Below are 19,782 nucleotides of genomic sequence, written 5' to 3' on the forward strand. Positions count from 1 at the left end.
ACGCCTAGGGTTCTCCTCACCGAACGAATAGGAGTCGCCGTGTCCACCGACCTCACCTTCGCCACCGTCCCCGACACCCGCGCCGGGGCCGCGCCGCACGATCCGGCCGTCGCCGACGACGCGCTCGATCTCGACAACACCGCCTTCCTCGACGCGGTACGGCGCACCACCGCCGGGCTGCGGGCGGCGGGAGTCGGACGCGGCGATGTGGTGGCGATCCGGCTGCCCAACACCGCACACCTGGTGGTCGACCTGTTCGCGGCGTGGCGGCTCGGCGCCGCCGCCACCCCGATCAATCCCTATCTCACACCGAACGAATCGGGCTATCAGATCAGCGACGCCGGGGCGCGCGTGCTCATCGCGACCGACGACGCGGCCCCCGCCGGAGTGACGGTCCTGCGCCCGGAGTCCCTGCTGGAGAACGCGCCCGACGACGGCGCGGCGGTGGCGGCACCGTCGGACCTGGCGCTGTTGATATACACCTCCGGGACCACGGGGCGGCCGAAGGGTGTCATGCTCGATCACGCGAACCTGATCGCGATGAGCGAGATGTCGAGTGCGGCCTTCGAGTTCGAGCCCGGCGAGCACAGCCTGCTGATCCTGCCGCTGTTCCATGTGAACGCGATCGTGGTCTCCACCCTCAACCCGCTGCGGGCCGGCGGCCGGGTGACCATCGTGGGCCGATTCGATCCGCGCACCTTCTTCGACATCGTCGAACGCACCGGGGCCACGTACTTCTCGGCCGTGCCGACCATCTACACCATGCTGGCGGGCCTGCCGCCCGAGGTGCGCCCCGACACCTCGCGGGTGCGGTTCGCGGTGTGCGGCGCCGCACCGGCGAGCCGCGAGCTGCTGACGGGCTTCGAGGCGCGGTACGGCTTCCCGCTCATCGAGGGCTACGGCCTGTCCGAGTGCACCTGCGCCGCCACCTGCAACCCGCTCGACGGTGTCCGCAAGGTGGGCACCGTGGGCCTGCCGCTCCCGGAGCAGCGGATCAGGATCGTCGACGCCGACGGTGCCGAGATGCCCGCGGGCGAGGCCGGCGAGGTGCTGCTCGCGGGACCGAACATCATGCGCGGCTACCTGAATCGGCCGGAGGAGACGGCGAAGACACTGGTCGACGGCTGGCTGCACACCGGCGATGTGGGATTCCTCGATGCGGACGGCTACCTCGTCCTGGTGGACCGCGCGAAGGACATGATCATCCGCGGCGGGGAGAACATCTACCCCAAGGAGATCGAGACCGCGGTGTACGCGCTGGACGGGGTGGCCGAGGCCGCCGTGATCGGCCGCCCGGACGAGAAGTACGGCGAGGTACCCGTGCTCTACCTGGTGGCCGCCCCCGGCGCCTCGCTCGCGGCCGAGCGGGTCCTGGCCCACACCGGCGAGCATCTCGCGAAGTACAAGCAGCCCACCGCCGTCACGATCGTCGATCAACTGCCCAAGAACCCCGTCGGCAAGATCGACAAGCCCGCCCTGCGCCGCCTCGACGCCGCCCACTGACCTCCGTCCCGAAGCGAAGAGAGAAGAAGACCGCCATGGGATTCCTGCAACCCGCCTTCCCGCCCGTCGACCCCGACGAATTCCTCGCCCGCCCCATTCGCGAGCGCTCCAAGTTCGCCACGCAGCACTGGGTGGACAACGGTTTCGGCAGCGCCTGGGGCATCTACCTGGTGTACATCGCGAAACTCGCGGTGCTCTTCGCCTTCGGTGGAGTGCTCGCCGCCACGGCCACATCGGGCCTGCACTTCTGGGATGTCGGCCAGTGGTGGAACCAGCCGATCGTCTACCAGAAGCTGGTGCTGTGGACCGTGCTCCTCGAGGCCATCGGGATCGCGGGCGCGTGGGGACCGTTGACCTTCAAGATCAAGCCGATGACGGGCGGGATCCGGTTCTGGGCCCGCACCGGGACCATTCGACTGCGCCCGTACACCTGGGTGCCGTTCACGGCCGGCAACCGGCGCACCGGTCTCGACGTGGCGCTGTACCTCGCCCTGCTCGCGAGTCTGGTCGTCGGTATCGCGCTGCCCGGCGGCGCGGTGGGCGATTCGCCGTGGCCGCTGCTGCCGCCGGTGTCGATGCTCGCGCCGATCGCACTGCTGATCCTGATCGGCCTGCGCGACAAGACGATCTTCCTCGGCGCGCGCGGCGAGCAGTACCTACCCGCCCTGATCATGTTCGCGCTGTTCCCGCTGCTCTCCTTCGCCACCCTGATCGTGGGGCTCAAGCTGCTGATCGTGTCGGTGTGGGTGGGCGCCGGACTGTCCAAGATCGGCCGGCACTTCATCATGGTGATCCCGGTGATGGTGTCCAATTCGCCGTGCATGCCGTTCAAGGGACTGCGGCGGGCGCACTACCGCAACGCGCCCCACGATCTGCTGCCCTCGAAGTTGTCGCGGTTCATGGCCGAGGGGCTGGGCACGTTCGTCGAGATCGCCGCTCCCCTGGTGCTGCTCTTCTCCACCAACCGGACGCTCACCGTGGTGTGCGCCGTGTTCATGGTGTGCTACCACTTGTTCATCATCTCCACCTTCCCGCTGGCGGTGCCGCTGGAGTGGAACCTGCTGTTCGCGTACACCGCCGTCTTCCTGTTCGTGGGATTCCCCGCACAGGAAGGGTTCTCGGTGCTGGACATGTCGCCGGCCTGGCTGGTGCTGCCCACGCTGGCCGCGCTCGCCTTCTTCCCGGTGCTCGGCAACATCCGGCCCGATAAGGTCTCGTTCCTCCCCTCGCTGCGGCAGTACGCCGGTAACTGGGCGACGGGCATGTGGGCCTTCGCGCCGGGTGCCGAGGAGAAGCTGAATCGGGTGCAGCGGCCGGTGCACAACACCGTCGATCAGTTCGTGGCCTTCGGCATCGATCGGAAGTGGGCGGAGGTGCTGTTGGAGAAGGGGCTCGGCTGGCGGGCGCTGCACAGCAACGGTCGGGGCCTGTTCTCGATGATGTTGCGGCACGTGCCCGATGTGGAGCAGCGCACGCTGCGCGAGGGCGAGTTGGTGTGCAACACCCTGATCGGCTTCAACTTCGGCGACGGGCACCTGCACGACGAGCGCCTGATCGCCGCGGTGCAGGAGCAGGCGCGGTTCGAGCCCGGCGAGGTGATCGTGGTGTGGGCGGAATCGCAGCCGATCACCCGGATGAGCCAGGACTTCAAGATCATCGACGCCGCCCTCGGCGTGATCGCGCGGGGACGGTGGAGCGTGATCGACTGCGTGAACAGCCAGCCCTGGCTGCCCGACGGTCCGGTCTCCTGCGAGATCACGTGGACGACCGACCCGGTGCGGTTCCCCGTAGGCTCGTCGGTATGACAACCGGCACCGTCGTCGGCGGCGGACCCAACGGGCTCGCCGCGGCGATCACCCTGGCCCGCGCGGGGATCGAGACCACGCTGCTGGAAGCGGCCGACACCGTGGGCGGCGGCGTGCGCTCCTTCGAGGCTCTGGCCCCCGGCCTGATCCACGACCACTGCGCGGCGATCCATCCCATGGCGGTGGGCTCGCCGTTCCTGGCCTCGATCGACATCGAGCGGCGCGGGCTGCGGTGGCGCTCGGCGGAGCTGGACTGCGTGCACCCCCTCGACGGCGGCAGTGCCGGCGTGCTGCACCGCGGTGTGGCCGAGACGGCCGCCGGGTTGGGGCCCGACGGCGCGGTGTGGCGCCGGCTGTTCGACCGGTCGGTGCGGCACTTCGACGCGATCTCCCCCACCATGATGGGGCCGATGCTGCGGGTGCCGCGGCATCCGGTGGCGCTGGCGGAGTTCGGGATGCCGACGCCGCTCCCCGCTGCGGCGCTGGGGCGCGCCTTCCGCACCCCGCAGGCCCGCGGCCTGTGGGCGGGCATCGCGGCGCACACCTTCCAGCCGCTGCATCGCCCGATGACCTCGGCCATCGGCCTGGGACTCATCACCGCCGGCCACCGGTACGGCTGGCAGGTGGCCGAGGGCGGATCGGGCAGCATCGCCGCCGCTCTGGCCGCCGAGTTCGAGGATCTGGGCGGGAAGATCGAGACCGGGGCCCGGGTGAGCGCGGCGAACCTACCCGCGTCCGATGTCACACTGTTCGACCTGGATCCGGGGCAGGTCGCGGCGATCCTCGGCGACCGCCTCCCGCGGCGGATCGGGCGTGCGCTGAGCCGGTTCCGGCACGGTCCCGGCGCGTTCAAGGTGGATTTCGCGGTGCAGGGCGGGGTGCCCTGGACCAATCCCGATGCGCGACGGTCCGGCACGGTGCACCTCGGCGGCGAGTTCGCCGAGGTCGCCGCCACCGAGCGGGAGATCGCGGCCGGACGGATGCCCGAGCGGCCCTTCGTGCTGGTGGGCCAGCAGTACCTGGCCGACCCCTCACGCAGCTCGGGCGATGTGCATCCGGTGTGGTCGTACGCGCACGTCCCGGCGGGTTTCACCGGCGACGCCACGGCGGCGATCATCGCGCAGATCGAGCGCTTCGCCCCCGGATTCCGCGACCGGATCGTGGGCACCGCGGTGTGCTCGACCACCGAGATGTCCCGCTACAACGCGAACTTCGTGGGCGGCGATATCAACACCGGCGCCAAGGACCCCATGCAGCTGGTGTTCGGCCCGCGGATCACGCTGCAGCCCTACGACCTCGGCGTGCCGGGGATGTACATCTGCTCCGCCGCGACGCCGCCCGGTCCGGCCGCGCACGGTATGTGCGGCTTCCACGCCGCGACCCGGGCGATAGCGCGACTGTGATCCGGCTCAGGAGTTCGGGGCGCTGAACACCTCGTAGAAATAGGCGACGCTGTCGACTTCGCCCTCGTCCACACGTTTGAAGGCCTTGTTGATCGGTGACGCGTACTGTCCACCGGACACCACGCTCAGCGGCCCCACGAACTGCACTCCGTCATTCGGAGTGTCGATCCATCGGTAGCCCGCGTGCCGCACCAGCACCTCGCCGACGTAGCAGCCGAAGACGAAGATCGTCTCCGCCATCGCGTCGGACCCCGGCTCACGAAAGCCGTCGAGGACCTCGTCCACTGCACGCAGCGAGCCCGGCGTGTAGTCGAGCTCCAGTCCTGCCACGGACCGCGCCGCGTCCACCGCGACGACCGCGAGTTCTGCAGCGTTCGCGGCCACCGGCGCGGCGGGCAACCTCAGCGCACGTCCTTCCCACGCCGGACCCGGAACTCGATTGTCCTCACCCATGACAGAGAGATTACTGCGCGGCGTAGGCCGGCTCGCTGCGGAAGCGCGAGACGCGGCCGTCGATACCGCAGATCCGCCACATCAGCCGGGCCAGCGGATTCCACAGGCCCGCCTTCTCGGCCATCATCCGCACATCGCCGAAGACGTCGCGCTTCATCTGCTGCGATTCGGGCGAACGCCAGAAGATGTCCTTCTTCACCGACCGCGGGATGTCGAAGGTCTCCCAGAACTGCTTGGGCGGCATCATGATCATCGTGACCATCACCCGCATGGTGATCGGCAGCATCAACGAGAGCACCAGGCGCGGGAACCATCCGCGAGCCGGAATGCGGTGCTCCAGCAACTGATGCGCGAAGCCGATGTGCCGGGCCTCCTCGGCCACGTGGATCTGCATGATCGAGCTCATCGCAGGATGTTGCTCGGAACCCGAGCGCAGGAACTGCTTCTGCAGGTGATCGATCGGCTCCTCACCGCCCAGCACCATCATGTAGAAGTACAGCGGCGTGATCGTGGCGGACAGCGGCACGATCGGCGAGATGCGGCGCAGGAACCAGCTGCCGCCGGGGACGTCCACACCCACGCGGTTGACGAACTCCTGGAACATCAGCGTGTGCTGGCACTCCTCCTTCGCCTCGTGCGTGGCGTACCGGAACTCCGGCGAGTTGTTGGGCAGCGCCGCGGTGTACTGCATGATGCCGCGGATCAGCATGGACTCGAACTGCAGGCCCACCTTGGCGACATTGGCCTGGCGCCACATGCCGATCTCGATCTGCTTAGCCAGCGGCTGCGCCTGGTACCAGGGGTGCCGGCCGATCGGATCGAAGCGGGGATCGCACACCCAGCGCGGATCGTCCGGGACGATGGCCAGCTCCGGGTTGTCCCAGTCGATGTCGATGTACGGGTCGAAGTTGCGCCGCACCGACGCCTCCGAGAGATCCTGGAGCGTCTCCTCGTACTCCGCCTGTCCCGGGAACGGGTCGTTCATGGTCCGGCTCATGTGCGTCAGTGCCAGTCGCATCTCACGTCTCGCTTTCGTCCGCGGCCCCACCCTGGTGATAGCCGATTGGCCCCAGACTATCACTATCAATCAGCAGCGCTGGTTTCTTTCGAGACGCGCTAGACGTAGGACGCGATCAGCACGATCGTCGAGAAGGCGAGCATCCCCAGGCAGTTCACCCAGAAGGTCGAGCCCATGAAGTTCGCGCGCACGTGCGCCACGGCCGCACAGACGAAGTAGACCACCACGCCGGCGTTCGCCGCGACGCCGACGCCCGGGAACTGCAGCCCGGCGAGGAGCCCGGCACCGGCGCACACCTTGATCACGATGAGCGTCCACCACCAGTCACGCGGAAACCGCACCCCGTCGAGGCAGTCCTGGATGAGTTGCGGCGGCCGGATCGAGAGCAGGGCGTCGCCGAGGAGGACGACGGCGAGCGCCACCGTGAGCCAGGGCCAGTGCGGGGTATCGATGTATCCAGTGGTCATTGCGGAACTCCTTGTCCGAGAATCTGTTCGATGGCTTCAATGAGACCCGCACCGGCTTCCTCCCGCGTGATCGCGGCCCCGGACGTGGTGAACAACAGGCCGATGTAGACGAAGTAGAGGGTGCGTGCCGCGGCCTCGGGATCGCGATGCCCCGCAGCCGCGAAGATCCGCGCGAAGTCCCCGCGGAGCTCGTCCGCCAGGTCGCCGAAGGTCCGCGAGCGATGAACGCCCCGAGCGAGCACGGCGGCGTACTCGCGCGAGAGGTCACCGTCGGCGTTGAAGTAGGTGACGAAGGGCGCGACGGTGCCCACCAGCCGGGCGACGGCCTCGTCGGCCGACAGCGCGGGCAGCGGCTCACCCCCGGGGCGTTCGGCGTGCACCGCCGCGATCCAGTCGTCGACGATCGCGATGAGCAGCGCATCCTTGTCACCGACCGCCATCACGGTCCCCACACTGACGCCGGCGTCCGCGGCGATGGCGCGCACCGTCGTCCCGGCGAAACCGTGCGCCCGGAACGACCGATCGGCGGCCGCGAGCACCCGGGCCCGGGTGTCGGCCTTCGCCTCGGACCGCGACTGAACACGTTCACTGAACATGTTCAGTAGGGTAGTCCTCCTCGCCCGGACACACAAGAGCCCCGTCGAACCTCAGCGGTTCGACGGGGCTCCGGCGTGTGGGGAGACCCGGTTACGCGGTCTCGGTGATCGGCCGGTCGACCCAGCTCATCAGGTCGCGCAGCTTCTTGCCGGTGACCTCGATCGGGTGCTCGGCGTTCTCCTTGCGGAGCGCCTCGAGCTGCTTGTTGCCGCCCTCGACGTTCGCGACGAGCTGCTTGACGAAGGTGCCGTCCTGAATGTCGGACAGGATCTCCTTCATGCGCTCCTTGGTGCCGGCGTCGATGACGCGCGGGCCCGAGAGGTAGCCGCCGAACTCCGCGGTGTCGGACACCGAGTAGTTCATGCGCGCGATGCCGCCCTCGTACATGAGGTCGACGATCAGCTTGAGCTCGTGCAGCACCTCGAAGTAGGCCATCTCCGGCGCGTAACCGGCCTCGACCATGACCTCGAAACCGGTCTTGACGAGCTCCTCGGTGCCGCCGCACAGCACGGCCTGCTCACCGAAGAGATCCGTCTCGGTCTCCTCCTTAAAGGTGGTCTTGATGACGCCGGCGCGCGCACCACCGATGGCGGCGGCGTAGCTCAGCGCAAGGGCCTGGCCCTCGCCCTTCGGGTCCTGGTCCACGGCGATGAGCGCGGGAACGCCCTTGCCGTCGACGAACTGACGGCGGACCAGGTGGCCCGGGCCCTTCGGCGCGACCATGGCGACGGTGATGTTCGCCGGCGGCTTGATCAGGTCGAAGTGGATGTTGAGGCCGTGGCCGAAGAACAGCGCGTCGCCGTCCTTGAGGTTGGGCTCGATGTCATTGGTGTAGATCGACGCCTGCGCGGTGTCGGGTGCGAGCACCATGATCACGTCGGCCCACTCGGCGACGTGCGCCGGGGTGTCCACGGTGAGGCCCTGCTCCTCGGCCTTGGCGCGCGACTTCGAGCCCTCCTGCAGGCCGATCCGCACGTCGACGCCCGAGTCACGCAGGCTCAGCGAGTGCGCGTGGCCCTGCGAGCCGTAGCCGATCACGGCCACCTTCCGGCCCTGGATGATCGAGAGGTCGGCGTCCTCGTCGTAGAACATTTCGACTGCCACTTGGTTCGGTATCCCTTCGGTTCCTAGAAACTTGTGATGATTATCGCGTTGCCGTGATCGACTTCGGACCCCGACCCAGGGCGATCACACCCGATTGGGCGATCTCCCGGATTCCGAACGGGTCCAGCACGGCCAGCAGCGCATCCAACTTGTCCGGCGTGCCGGTGGCCTCGATGGTCACCGAATCCGGTGAGACATCGACGATCTTGGCCCGGAACAGGTCGACGGTGTCGGTGACCTGGCCACGGGTGGTGGCGTCGGCGCGCACCTTGATGAGCATGAGCTCGCGCGCCACCGAGGTCGTCGAATCCTGTTCGACGATCTTGAGAACGGAGACCAGCTTGTTCAGCTGCTTGGTGACCTGCTCCAGGGGCAGCTCGTCGACCGTCACGACGATCGTCATGCGGCTGACGCCCTTGAGCTCGGTACCGCCCACCGCGAGGGATTCGATGTTGAAACCCCGGCGGGAGAACAGGGACGAGACGCGGGCGAGCACGCCCGGACGGTCCTCGACCAGAACGCTCAGCGTGTGCGTGGTGCTCACTTCTGCTCCTCCGAACGCTCCATCACGGCGTGGATGACGGCCGGCTCGTCGGCCGCGTCGTCCTCGTCGAACAGCGGACGGATGTCCCGCGCCGCCATGATCTCGTCGTTGCTGGTGCCGGCGGCCACCATCGGCCACACCTGGGCGTCGGCGCCCACGATGAAGTCGATGACCACCGGGCGGTCGTTGATCTCGCGGGCCTGCGCGATGATCGCGTCGACGTCCTCCTCGCGCTCGCAGCGGAAGGAGACGCAGCCCAGGGCCTCGCCGAGCTTGACGAAATCGGGGATGCGCATCGAGTGCGTGGACAGGTCGGTGCTGGAGTAGCGCTGCTCGTAGAAGAGCGTCTGCCACTGCCGCACCATGCCCAGGTTGCCGTTGTTGATGATGGCCACCTTGATCGGTGCGCCCTCGATAGCGGCGGTGGCGAGCTCCTGATTGGTCATCTGGAAGCAGCCGTCACCGTCGATCGCCCAGACCTCCTTCTCGGGAGCGCCCATCTTGGCGCCGAGGGCCGCGGGAACCGCGTAGCCCATGGTGCCGAGGCCGCCCGAGTTCAGCCAGGTGCGCGGCTTCTCGTACTTGACGAACTGCGCCGCCCACATCTGGTGCTGGCCCACGCCGGCGCAGTAGATCGCGTCGGGACCCGCTGCGGCGCCGAGGCGCTCGATCACGAACTCGGGGCTCAGCGCACCGTCGGAGGGCTTGTTGTACGCCAGCGGGTAGGTCTCGCGGATCCCGTCCAGGTAGCTCCACCAGGTGGCGAGGTCGGGGGCCGCGATGGTGGCGCGGTCCTCGGAGATCGCCGCGATCAGCTCGGTGATGACCTCCTTGCAGTCGCCCACGATCGGGACGTCCGCGAACCGGTTCTTACCGATCTCCGCCGGGTCGATATCGGCGTGGATCACCTTGGCATCCGGCGCGAAGGAGTCGAGCTTGCCGGTGACCCGGTCGTCGAACCGCGCGCCGAGCGTGACCAGCAGGTCGGAGCGCTGCAGGGCGGCCACGGCACCGACGGTGCCGTGCATGCCGGGCATGCCCATGTGCTGCGGGTGGCTGTCCGGGAACACGCCCCGGGCCATCAGGGTGGTGACCACCGGAATCCCGGTGAGCTCGGCCAGCTTCAGCAGCTCCTCGGAGGCCTCGGCCTTGAGCACGCCGCCGCCCACGTAGAGCACGGGCGACTTCGCCGCGGCGATGAGGCGCGCGGCCTCCCGGATCTGCTTGCCGTGCGGCTTGGTCACGGGGCGGTAGCCGGGCAGGTCGATCTGCGGCGGCCAGGAGAAGACGGTGTCCTCCTGCAGCACGTCCTTCGGGATGTCGACGAGCACCGCGCCCGGGCGTCCGCTCTGCGCCAGGTAGAAGGCCTCGGCGATCACGCGCGGGATGTCGGCGGCGTCGTACACCAGGAAGTTGTGCTTGGTGACGGGCATCGTGATGCCCGAGATGTCGGCCTCCTGGAAGGCGTCGGTGCCGATCAGGGGGCGACCCACCTGGCCGGTGATCGCGACGATCGGGACCGAGTCCATCTGGGCGTCCGCGAGCGGGGTCACCAGGTTGGTGGCGCCGGGACCGGAGGTGGCCATGCACACGCCGACCTTGCCGGTGGACTGGGCGTAGCCGGTGGCGGCGTGGCCGGCACCCTGCTCGTGCCGCACCAGGACGTGGCGCACCTTCTTGGAGTCGAGCAGCGGGTCGTAGACCGGGAGGATGCAGCCGCCGGGAATGCCGAAGACCGTGTCCACACCGATCTCCTCGAGCGACCGGACCACGGACTGCGCGCCCGTGACGCGCTCGGGCGCTACGGTGCGGGCACCGTCGAGGGTGCTGTGCGCGACGTCGGCGACGTTCGACTTCGAGGCGGCGGGGTGCGCGCCGGGGATTCCGGCGCCGGGCTTGCGGGCCCCGGGCTTCTGCCCTGGGTGGGGCCGAGCGGTAGGTGCACTCACGGCTTGACCTTCTCGTGCTCGTGGAGATCTTCTGCGTTATGGACGGTTCGACGCGCGGCGCTGTCCGGAAGTCCATCCGGGCAACAAAAAACCCCCGTCAGCGGTAGCTGAGCGAGGGTGGCGCGTCGATGCTGGTGTGAAACGGATGTAACCGGTTCAGGCGGCGACGCGCCGACCGATTACGAGGAGCTGGTAGCTGTGCTTCACAACAGTGAAAGTAGGCCTCCACGTGCGCCTGAGTCAAACCGGCGAGTCAGTGCGTCTCACATTCTGGGATGTTGCTGCCGCATGCGACAATGCATGTTATGAGCGACAGCCCCGCCACCAAGGACTCGACCCGCATCGTGACCACCGATCACACCTCGGACACCGAGGTGCCGATCAACGCGGGCGATCGTGTGGTCTTCAAGCACCCCGGCATCGCCCTGCTCGGCGTCGCACTGTTCGCGGTGTGCCTGGCGCCCATCGTCGGACCGTGGACCGTGGGCCGCGCGATGGACGGGGGCGCGGCGAGCGTGGGCCTGCAGGTCCTGGGCTGGCTGCTGCTGCTGCTTCCGATCCTGGCCGCGCTCTGGATCCTGCGCGTACGCACCGTGATCGGCCCCAGCGGGATCCGCTCGGTGCGGGTCACGAGCAGCGACTCCATCGACTGGGACGACCTGTCGGGGATTAGACTGGGGAACAACGGTGCGGTCTACGCCGTCCGCACCGACGGCTCCGAGGTGCGCCTACCCGCCGTGACCCTGAGCCAGCTCCCCCGCGTCGCAACCGCCTCCGGGGGACGCATTCCGGACATCACCGGGGAATAAATCACCCTCGCGCAGGCTCATTCCTGTAGAGGGAATCCGTTTCTCAGCCACTAGTTCAAGATCCGAGGCTCACGTCCAATGCCACCGCTCCGCTCACGCACCACCACCGTCGGCCGCAACGCCGCGGGCGCTCGCTCGCTCTGGCGCGCCACCGGCCTCACCGACAGCGACTTCGGCAAGCCCATCGTGGCGATCGCCAACTCGTACACCCAGTTCGTCCCCGGTCACGTGCACCTCAAGGACATGGGCGAGATCGTCGCCGAATCGGTCCGCGCCGCCGGCGGCGTGGCCCGCGAGTTCCACACCATCGCCGTCGACGACGGCATCGCCATGGGCCACGGCGGCATGCTCTACAGCCTGCCCAGCCGCGAGATCATCGCCGACTCCGTGGAGTACATGGCGAACGCTCACACGGCCGACGCGCTGGTGTGCATCTCCAACTGCGACAAGATCACCCCGGGCATGCTCAACGCCGCGATGCGGCTGAACATCCCCACCGTCTTCGTCTCCGGCGGGCCGATGGAGGCCGGCAAGGCCGTGATCGTCGACGGGATCGCCAAGGCGCCCACCGACCTCATCACCGCCATCTCGGCGTCCGCGAACGACGCGATCGACGAGGAAGGGCTCAGCGAGGTCGAGCGGTCCGCCTGCCCCACCTGTGGTTCCTGCTCGGGCATGTTCACCGCGAACTCGATGAACTGCCTCACCGAGGCCCTCGGTCTGGCCCTGCCGGGCAACGGCTCCACACTCGCCACCCACGCCGCGCGCCGCGCCCTGTTCGAGCGCGCGGGCACCGTGGTGGTCGAGGCCGCCACGCGCTACTACCGCGACGGCGACGAGTCGGTGCTCCCCCGCAACGTCGCCACCCCGGCCGCCTTCCGCAACGCGATGGCGCTGGACGTGGCGATGGGCGGTTCCACCAACACCGTGCTGCACACGCTGGCCGCCGCGCAGGAGGGCGAGGTCGACTTCGACCTGGAGACCATCGACGCGATCAGCCGCAAGGTGCCCTGCCTGTCCAAGGTGTCGCCGAACAGCGACTACCACATGGAAGACGTGCACCGGGCCGGCGGAATCCCCGCCATCCTGGGCGAGCTGCGCCGCGGCGGCCTGCTGGAGACCGACGTGCACACCGTGCACGAGCAGTCCTTCGACAAGTGGCTCGACGACTGGGACATCCGCTCCGGCAAGGCCACCGACGAGGCGCTCGAGCTGTTCCACGCGGCACCCGGCGGAGTGCGCACCACCGAGCCCTTCTCCACCAAGAACCAGTGGGAGAGCCTCGACACCGATCAGGCGGGCGGCTGCATCCGCGACATCGAGCACGCCTACACCGTGGAGGGCGGGCTGTGCGTGCTGCGCGGCAACATCGCCGTGGACGGCGCGATCCTCAAGACCGCGGGCATCGACGAGGACCTGTTCACCTTCGAGGGCCCGGCCGTGGTGGTCGAGTCGCAGGAGGAGGCGGTCTCGAAGATCCTGGGCAAGCAGATCACGCCGGGCGACGTGATCGTGGTGCGGTACGAGGGCCCCAAGGGCGGCCCCGGCATGCAGGAGATGCTGCACCCCACGTCCTTCCTCAAGGGCCGGGGACTGGGCAAGGTGTGCGCGCTGATCACCGACGGCCGGTTCTCCGGCGGCACATCGGGCCTGTCGATCGGCCACATCTCCCCCGAGGCCGCGGCCGGGGGCGTGATCGGCCTGGTCGAGGACGGCGATCGGATCCGCATCGACGTGCACACCCGCGCCCTCGAGGTGCTGGTGGACGACGACGAGCTGGAGCGGCGCCGCGCCAAGATGGAGGCCTCGGAACGCCCGTGGCAGCCCAAGGACCGGCAGCGCACCGTGACCACCGCGCTGCGCGCCTACGCCGCCCTGGCCACCTCGGCCGACAAGGGCGCGGTGCGGCACGTGCCGTGACCCGATAGTCGAAAGAAGCCCCGGTCCTCGTGGACCGGGGCTTCTTCGTTGCGTGGGGTCAGCGCTTGACCAGGGGGTTGGCGCCGTTGAGCAGGATCCACACCGTGACGGCCGCGGCGATCGCGATGATCAGCCACACCACCGACCCGATGTAGGGGCGTCGCGCCCAGCCGCGGTTGAAGTCGAGCGAGAGCTTGCCCGGCCCGGTGAGCAGGATCGCGACCGAGGCGAACATGAGCAGCAGCTCGTACTCCACGCCCTTCGGGGCGAAGAAGACGATGCCCTGTCCCAGGGTGGTCAGCTTGAACAGCGTGGCCGAGAGCATCACGCCCACGGCGCCGGCGGCGGCGATCGGCGTGAGCAGGCCGAGCACCAGCATGGCGCCGCCACCCAGTTCGACCACGCCGGTGGCGACGGCGATCACCTTGGTGAAGCGTTCGAAGCCGAGCGACGGGTCGGGGCTGTTCTGCAGGTACTTCGCGAAGCCGTCGATGCCCGGGCCGCCCCAGATGCCGAACAGCTTCTGCGCGCCGTGCGCCGCGAGGATCACGCCGACGGCCACCCGCAGCACGAGCAGGCCGAGGTCGGTGGTGCCGCGCTTGGCGGCCTGCTTGGCCGCCCGCAGCTCCTCGCTCTCGTCGCCCACGGGCTTGCCGAAGCGGCGGCCGCGCGGCGGCTCGATGACATCGGTGGCGGCGGCCTCGACCGGGACGCCCTCGGCCTCGGCCCGCGCCTGCGCCGCGCGCTCGCGGCCGGCGCGGCGGTTGTACCGCTTGCCGAACTCGTCGCGCTCCTCACTGGACAGCGCGGCACCGTCGGCCGGCGTCGTGCCGCTGGTGGAGATGGCCTCGGTGGCGGCGTTCGCCGCCGCGATGGCCGCGGCGAGGTCGCTCGTGTCCGGCACCGCGGGGGTGTCCCCGGCGGGCGGGGTCACGGCGGCGGGTGGGGTCACGGCGGCGGCCGCAGTCGGCGGCGCGCTGTCGTCCCCGGCGACCGTCGGCTCGTCGCGGTACCGCGGCAGCACCGGGCCGATGCCGGTATCCGAATCGTCGTGGGGGTCGAGCACGAACCCACCGGTCGGGTGTCGCTCACCGAACCGCGGCAGATCGCCGGTGGACGAGGTGTCCAACGGGGCCTGCGGGGCGTCGGTCGACTCTTTCTCGGTTCCGTCCTTGTCGCTCACGTCACCCAGCGTAGAGTGCGCGGGCCGTCCGAGCCGGGAGCGAACCGCGCTCACCCCCGATCGGTAGGGTGGCGGCATGAGTGAGGGGTCCCGGGCGGCGCGCGCCACGCTGGCCGCGTCGGTCGCCGCGGTGCTGCTGGTCTCGGCGTGCGCCGATTTCAGCGGGAGCGAGTCGGCGCCGTTCACCGGCCTGCCCACCGGCGGCGCCCAGACGACCACACCGCAGGCGCTCCCCACGAGCCGGCCACCGAAGCCGCCCGGCCCGTGCATCGATCAGGACCCGCTGGTGCTGGCCACCTGCCTCACCGATCCCACCGCGGTGATCCCCACGGACGAGCTGGAGAACGGGTACGTCGCCGAGCGGGGCGGGGCGGTCCAGTACACGACCACCGACATGCCCAACCGCGAGGTCCTGCGGATCGGCGTGGACACCGCGGGCGATGGCGGGCTCACCTCGCTCGTCCTCTCGCCCAGCTACGCCGAAGACCGCCTGATGTTCGCGTACGTCAGCACGCCCACCGATAACCGGGTGGTGCGGGTGACGCCGGGCGACGAGCCGAAGGTGATCCTGGCCGGGATCCCCAAGGGCCCCATCGGCAATGCCGGTTCCCTGCTGTTCGTGGGCCGCGATCTGGTGGTGGCCACCGGCAACGCGGGCGATCCGAACGCCGCGCGCGACCCGCAGTCGCTGGCCGGCAAGGTGCTCCTGCTCCCCTCTCCGACCCCGGGCACGCCGGTGCCGCCCAAGGTGCTCGCCACCGACGGCGGGGTCCGCGCATCGCTGTGCCGGAATCCGGAGGGCGGCCCGGTCTTCGTGGCCGACCAGGGCGTCACGCAGGACCGGTTGCGCGTGGTGACGCCGGGCTCCCCCACCACGGTGGCCTGGTCCTGGCCCGACCGGCCGGGCCTGGAGGGCTGCGCCGCGGTCGACGGTGGCGTGGTGGTCAGTGAGAGCCGGGCCGGGAAGGTCGAACTGGTGCTGCTGCCGAAGGGCGCCACCGCCGCGGATCGCGAACCGATCCCGATGCTCGACCGCAAGCGCTACGGGGTCTTCGGCCGCCTCGCGACGGGACCGAAGGGACTGCCGCAGGGACTCACGACCAACAAGGTCACCGGACCGGTCGCGCCGACGGACGACCGGATCGTGCTGCTCCCGCTCCCCGGTGGCGATGCCACCGGCGGCGAGGACTGACGGGCTACTCGCAGGCGGCGAGCACCAGCTCGCGGACGCGGGCCGCATCGGCCTGGCCGCGGGTGGCCTTCATGACATCGCCCACGATCTTGCCGGCGGCAGCCACCTTGCCGGACTTGATCTTGTCCACGATGTCGGGGTTGGCGGCGAGCGCCTCGTCGACGGCCTTCTGCAGCGCACCGTCGTCGCGCACGACCTCGAGGCCGCGGGCGGCGACCACCTCGTCGGGCTCGCCCTCGCCGTCGAGTACACCGACGATAACCTGCTGCGCCAGCTTGCTGGTGAGCTTGCCCTCCTCGACCAGCGCGATCACGCGGGCCACCTGGGCGGGCGAGATGGCCAGCGCCTCGAGCTCGACCTCACGCGTGTTGGCCTGCTGCGGCAGGAAGCTGCCCCACCACGAGCGCGCCGCATCGGGGGTGGCGCCGGCGTCGACGGTGGCGATGATCTTGTCGATCGCGCCCAGGTTCACCAGGTCGCGCATCACCTCGTCGGACAGGTTCCAGTCGGCCTGGATCCGGGCACGGCGCAGCCAGGGCAGTTCGCCGATGGTGCCGCGCAGCTCCTCGACCAGCTCGGCGGCGGGCGCCACGGGCGCGAGATCCGGGTCCGGGAAGTAGCGGTAGTCCTCGGCGCTCTCCTTGGGGCGGCCGGGAGTGGTGGTGCCGTCGCCCTCCTGGAAGTGGCGGGTCTCGAGGGTGACCTCGCCGCCGGCGTCGAGCACCGCGGCCTGGCGGCGCATCTCGTACCGCACGGCGACCTCGACGGACTTGAGCGAGTTGACGTTCTTGGTCTCGGTGCGGGTGCCGAACTCGGTGGTGCCCTTCGGCTTCAGCGAGACATTGGCGTCGCAGCGCATCGAGCCCTGATCCATGCGGACGTCGGAGACGTCGAGCCCGGCCAGCAGGTCGCGCAGCGCGGTGACGTAGGCACGCGCGATCTCGGGTGCCCGCTCCCCCGCGCCCTCGATGGGTTTGGTGACGATCTCGACCAGCGGGACGCCGGCGCGGTTGAAGTCGAGCAGGGAGTGCGAGGCGCCGTGGATGCGGCCGGTGGCCGAGCCGATGTGCGTCGACTTGCCGGTGTCCTCCTCCATGTGGGCGCGCTCGACCTCGACCCGCCAGACGGTGCCGTCCTCGAGCGGTACGTCCACGTAGCCGTCGTGCGCGATCGGGTCGTCGTACTGGCTGATCTGGTAGTTCTTCGGCTGATCCGGATAGAAGTAGTTCTTCCGGGCGAACAGCGACGAGGGCCGGATCGAGCAGTTCAGGGCCAGGCCGATGCGAATCGCCGAGCGCACCGCCTCCTCGTTGACCACGGGCAACGCGCCCGGCATCCCGAGGCACGTGGGGCACACCTGCGTGTTGGGCTCGGCACCGAACTCGGTGCGGCAACCGCAGAACATCTTGGTGGCGGTGCCGAGCTCGACGTGGACCTCCATGCCCATCACGGGCTCGTAGCGGTCCACCACGTCCGCGTACTCGGGAAGGTCGATCTCGGAAAGCTGGGCACTCATGCCCTTCAGCCTAATCGTCGGCCGGTCATCGCACGGAGACGGCCACCGCGTCCGGGGTCACCGTGATGGTGCCGGTGGTGAAGGCGGTGTCGGTGCCGGTCAGCGGGCGACCGTCGCGGGAGGTGGCGGTGTACGCCCAGGGCCGGTTGTCGCGGAAGGTCATCGTGCCGTTGCTGACCTCGTCGCTGAGGTCGATCCCGTCGGCGTTCGGGGCGGTCCAGGTGTAGGAGCCGTCGGCGCCGAAGAAGTCGGACTGCGGGCAGCCCGCCGGCATCCCGTCCTTCGACGCGGCGCACCCGGCGTACGTGGCGGCGATCTGCTGCCGGGCGGAGTTCTTGCCGGCCTCGCTGAGCCCGAACGCGATCCGCACGGAGCCGCCGATGGAGAACGCCGAGAGTCCCTTGACCGAGGCCTGCCCGGTGCCGCCGTCGATGCTGTACTTCGACGACTGCGCCTGCAGGTTCTTGTTCGACGTGCCGAGGTCGAGCGCGCCCGGGAAGACGTAGGCGACGCCGGACGCGGGCAACGGCTTGCCCAGGATGGTGAGGGCCTTCTTATCGGCGTCGGAGGAGACGGAGGGCTCGATCTTCACGGCGGCGGTCTTGAGCTTCCAATCGCTGCCGGCCTTCTCCATCATGAGTTCCTCGTCGTAGGCGACCTCGCCGATGGTCACGGTGAGGTGCACCTTGCCGAAGGTGTCGGCCGACGAGCTGACGATGGTGACGTCCTTGATCGGGGCCAGCGCGGTCTGCTTGCGGAGCACCTCGTCGGTGAGCAGATCGGTGGTGGCGGGCGCCTCTTTGCCGTAGCTCAACGCCTTCTTCGCGTCCCCGGCCTGCAGCGCGGCGAAGTAGGCCTTGACCGTATCGCCGGGCGAATTGGACGAGCCGCCGGCGCTCCGCACGATCGCCACACCCGCGATGAGGATGATCACCAGCAGCACGGCGCCGCCACCGAGGAGGCCGGGCAGGAGCCAGCGCGGGCGCGGTGCCTTGGGTGCGGCGGGTCCCGGCATCGGGTACTGCGGCGGCATCTGCGCCGGGGCGCCGTACGGCGGCTGCAGCGCGTACTGCGGGGTCTCGCCCGACTGCCAGGTGGGACGCAGCTGGGTCGATTCGTTGGGGTTGTACGGGTCCGCTCCCGGGAAGCCCGGGTTCGAGGGAGGATTCTGGTTCATGCCGATCAGCGTGCGGCCGGGCGCTTAACGGTCGCTTCTGGACGGCCAGTGCCGATCCGGCGGGGTCAGCCGAAGAACTCCGCGGCATCGTCGTAGCGTTCGCGGGGCACGCGCTTGAGCTGTTGGACCGCGTCGGCGAGGGGCACCAGCCCGACGGTGGTGCCGCGCAGCGAGACCATGTTGCCCACCTTGCCCGCGTGTGCGGCGTCGGCGGCGTTCACGCCGTAGCGGGTGGCCAGCACCCGGTCGTGCGGGGTGGGGGTGCCGCCGCGCTGCACGTGGCCGAGCACCGTGGTGCGGACCTCCTTGTTGATCCGCTTCTCGATCTCCACGCCCAGCTGGTGCGCGACGCCGGTGAACCGCTCGTGGCCGAACTCGTCGAGCCCGCCCACCCGCAGTTCCATGGTTCCCTCGGCGGGTTTGGCACCCTCGGCGACCACCACGATGAAGCTGGAGTGCCCGCGCTGGAACCGGCGCTTGATCATCGCGCAGAGCTCTTCGACGTCGAAGGGCACCTCGGGGATCAGGATCATGTGCGCACCGGAGGCCAGGCCCGAGTTCAGGGCGATCCAGCCTGCGTGCCGGCCCATCACCTCCACCAGCATCACGCGCTGGTGGGATTCGGCGGTCGAGTGCAGCCGGTCGATCGCGTCGGTGGCGATGGTCAGCGCGGTGTCGAAGCCGAAAGTGACATCCGTGCAGTCGATGTCGTTGTCGATGGTCTTGGGGACGCCGACCACCGGCACGCCCTCGTCGGCGAGCCAGGACGCGGCGGTGAGCGTGCCCTCGCCGCCGATCGGGATCAGCACGTCGATCCCGTTGTCGTCGAGGGTCTCCGTGATCTTGTCGAGCCCGTTGCGCAGGACGTCCGGATGGGTGCGCGCGGTGCCGAGCATGGTGCCGCCCTTGGTGAGCAGGCGATCGTTGCGGTCGTCGTTGGCGAGGTGGATGCGCCGGTTCTCCAGCAGGCCGCGCCATCCGTCCTGGAAGCCGACGACCGAGGAACCGTAGCGGGAATCGCACGTGCGCACCACGGCGCGGATCACCGCGTTGAGGCCGGGGCAATCGCCACCGCCGGTCAGGACTCCGATTCGCAGGCTCATGGGGTCCATTCTTCCCGGGCCGACCCCAACCTGTCATGA

General features: G+C 69.5%; 17 protein-coding genes. 6 read left to right on the forward strand and 11 right to left on the reverse strand.

Annotated features, from left to right (window positions below; genetic code table 11):
• Positions 1-39 precede the first annotated feature (39 nt).
• From ABD108_RS01415 to ABD108_RS01425, 3 genes are read left to right on the forward strand one after another with little or no spacing between them, the layout of a single operon-like run.
• The gene (locus ABD108_RS01415) at positions 40-1,503 is read left to right on the forward strand and encodes a class I adenylate-forming enzyme family protein (RefSeq protein ID WP_305111795.1); all 1,464 of its coding nucleotides are present in this window, start codon (positions 40-42) and stop codon (positions 1,501-1,503) included.
• 35 nt (positions 1,504-1,538) lie between these two features.
• Positions 1,539-3,308 carry a DUF3556 domain-containing protein gene (locus ABD108_RS01420; protein WP_343929037.1) on the forward strand — a complete coding sequence of 590 codons (1,770 nt, stop codon included), beginning with the start codon at positions 1,539-1,541 and terminating at the stop codon, positions 3,306-3,308.
• Positions 3,305-4,711, forward strand: coding sequence for a phytoene desaturase family protein (locus ABD108_RS01425; RefSeq protein WP_343929038.1), 1,407 nt, complete (start codon positions 3,305-3,307; stop codon positions 4,709-4,711). Before ABD108_RS01420 ends, ABD108_RS01425 begins: the two co-directional genes overlap by 4 nt.
• A 6-nt stretch (positions 4,712-4,717) precedes the next feature.
• Here ABD108_RS01425 and ABD108_RS01430 read toward each other — a convergent pair whose 3' ends face one another.
• From ABD108_RS01430 to ABD108_RS01460, 7 genes are all read right to left on the reverse strand, one after another.
• Entirely contained in the window at positions 4,718-5,164 is a 447-nt protein-coding gene (locus ABD108_RS01430; protein WP_343929039.1) for a hypothetical protein, read from the reverse strand.
• Positions 5,165-5,174: 10 nt separating this feature from the next.
• Entirely contained in the window at positions 5,175-6,182 is a 1,008-nt protein-coding gene (locus tag ABD108_RS01435; RefSeq protein ID WP_220656037.1) for an AurF N-oxygenase family protein, read from the reverse strand.
• A gap of 98 nt (positions 6,183-6,280) precedes the next feature.
• Positions 6,281-6,649 (reverse strand): DoxX family protein, encoded by a 369-nt coding sequence (locus ABD108_RS01440; RefSeq protein ID WP_220656038.1) that lies wholly within the window; start codon positions 6,647-6,649, stop codon positions 6,281-6,283.
• Positions 6,646-7,245 carry a TetR/AcrR family transcriptional regulator gene (locus ABD108_RS01445; protein WP_343929040.1) on the reverse strand — a complete coding sequence of 200 codons (600 nt, stop codon included), beginning with the start codon at positions 7,243-7,245 and terminating at the stop codon, positions 6,646-6,648. The genes ABD108_RS01440 and ABD108_RS01445 overlap by 4 nt, the downstream gene beginning before the upstream one ends.
• Positions 7,246-7,336: 91 nt before the next feature.
• Positions 7,337-8,338: a ketol-acid reductoisomerase gene (ilvC, locus tag ABD108_RS01450; RefSeq protein ID WP_220658418.1), complete on the reverse strand. Its 1,002-nt coding sequence runs from the start codon at positions 8,336-8,338 to the stop codon at positions 7,337-7,339.
• A gap of 52 nt (positions 8,339-8,390) precedes the next feature.
• Positions 8,391-8,894 (reverse strand): acetolactate synthase small subunit, encoded by a 504-nt coding sequence (ilvN, locus tag ABD108_RS01455; RefSeq protein ID WP_220656040.1) that lies wholly within the window; start codon positions 8,892-8,894, stop codon positions 8,391-8,393.
• Positions 8,891-10,843: an acetolactate synthase large subunit gene (locus ABD108_RS01460; RefSeq protein ID WP_343929041.1), complete on the reverse strand. Its 1,953-nt coding sequence runs from the start codon at positions 10,841-10,843 to the stop codon at positions 8,891-8,893. The genes ilvN and ABD108_RS01460 overlap by 4 nt, the downstream gene beginning before the upstream one ends.
• A 305-nt stretch (positions 10,844-11,148) precedes the next feature.
• Between ABD108_RS01460 and ABD108_RS01465 the strand changes: the two genes are divergently transcribed.
• Together ABD108_RS01465 and ilvD are read left to right on the forward strand one after the other, a co-directional pair.
• Positions 11,149-11,652: a PH domain-containing protein gene (locus ABD108_RS01465; protein WP_220656042.1), complete on the forward strand. Its 504-nt coding sequence runs from the start codon at positions 11,149-11,151 to the stop codon at positions 11,650-11,652.
• A 78-nt stretch (positions 11,653-11,730) separates the two neighbouring features.
• The gene (ilvD, locus tag ABD108_RS01470) at positions 11,731-13,572 is read left to right on the forward strand and encodes a dihydroxy-acid dehydratase (protein WP_220656043.1); all 1,842 of its coding nucleotides are present in this window, start codon (positions 11,731-11,733) and stop codon (positions 13,570-13,572) included.
• A gap of 58 nt (positions 13,573-13,630) precedes the next feature.
• Here ilvD and ABD108_RS01475 read toward each other — a convergent pair whose 3' ends face one another.
• Positions 13,631-14,755, reverse strand: coding sequence for a DoxX family protein (locus ABD108_RS01475; protein WP_343929042.1), 1,125 nt, complete (start codon positions 14,753-14,755; stop codon positions 13,631-13,633).
• Positions 14,756-14,831: 76 nt separating this feature from the next.
• On the opposite strand from ABD108_RS01475, the gene ABD108_RS01480 reads away from it, so the two are divergent.
• A complete protein-coding gene (locus ABD108_RS01480) occupies positions 14,832-15,947 on the forward strand; it encodes a PQQ-dependent sugar dehydrogenase (RefSeq protein WP_343929043.1) in 1,116 nt (371 codons plus the stop codon).
• A gap of 4 nt (positions 15,948-15,951) precedes the next feature.
• Here the strand turns inward: ABD108_RS01480 and gatB are convergent, their stop codons facing one another.
• The 3 genes from gatB to ABD108_RS01495 form a co-directional block, all read right to left on the reverse strand.
• Positions 15,952-17,463, reverse strand: coding sequence for an Asp-tRNA(Asn)/Glu-tRNA(Gln) amidotransferase subunit GatB (gene gatB, locus ABD108_RS01485; protein WP_220656046.1), 1,512 nt, complete (start codon positions 17,461-17,463; stop codon positions 15,952-15,954).
• A 25-nt stretch (positions 17,464-17,488) separates the two neighbouring features.
• The gene (locus tag ABD108_RS01490; protein WP_343929044.1) at positions 17,489-18,640 is read right to left on the reverse strand and encodes a hypothetical protein; all 1,152 of its coding nucleotides are present in this window, start codon (positions 18,638-18,640) and stop codon (positions 17,489-17,491) included.
• A gap of 65 nt (positions 18,641-18,705) precedes the next feature.
• On the reverse strand, positions 18,706-19,737 hold the full coding sequence (locus ABD108_RS01495) for an ATP-dependent 6-phosphofructokinase (protein WP_220658419.1): 1,032 nt from the start codon (positions 19,735-19,737) through the stop codon (positions 18,706-18,708).
• Positions 19,738-19,782 lie beyond the last annotated feature (45 nt).

This window comes from Tsukamurella strandjordii (assembly GCF_039525985.1).
GTDB classification, from domain to species: Bacteria; Actinomycetota; Actinomycetes; order Mycobacteriales; family Mycobacteriaceae; genus Tsukamurella; species Tsukamurella strandjordii.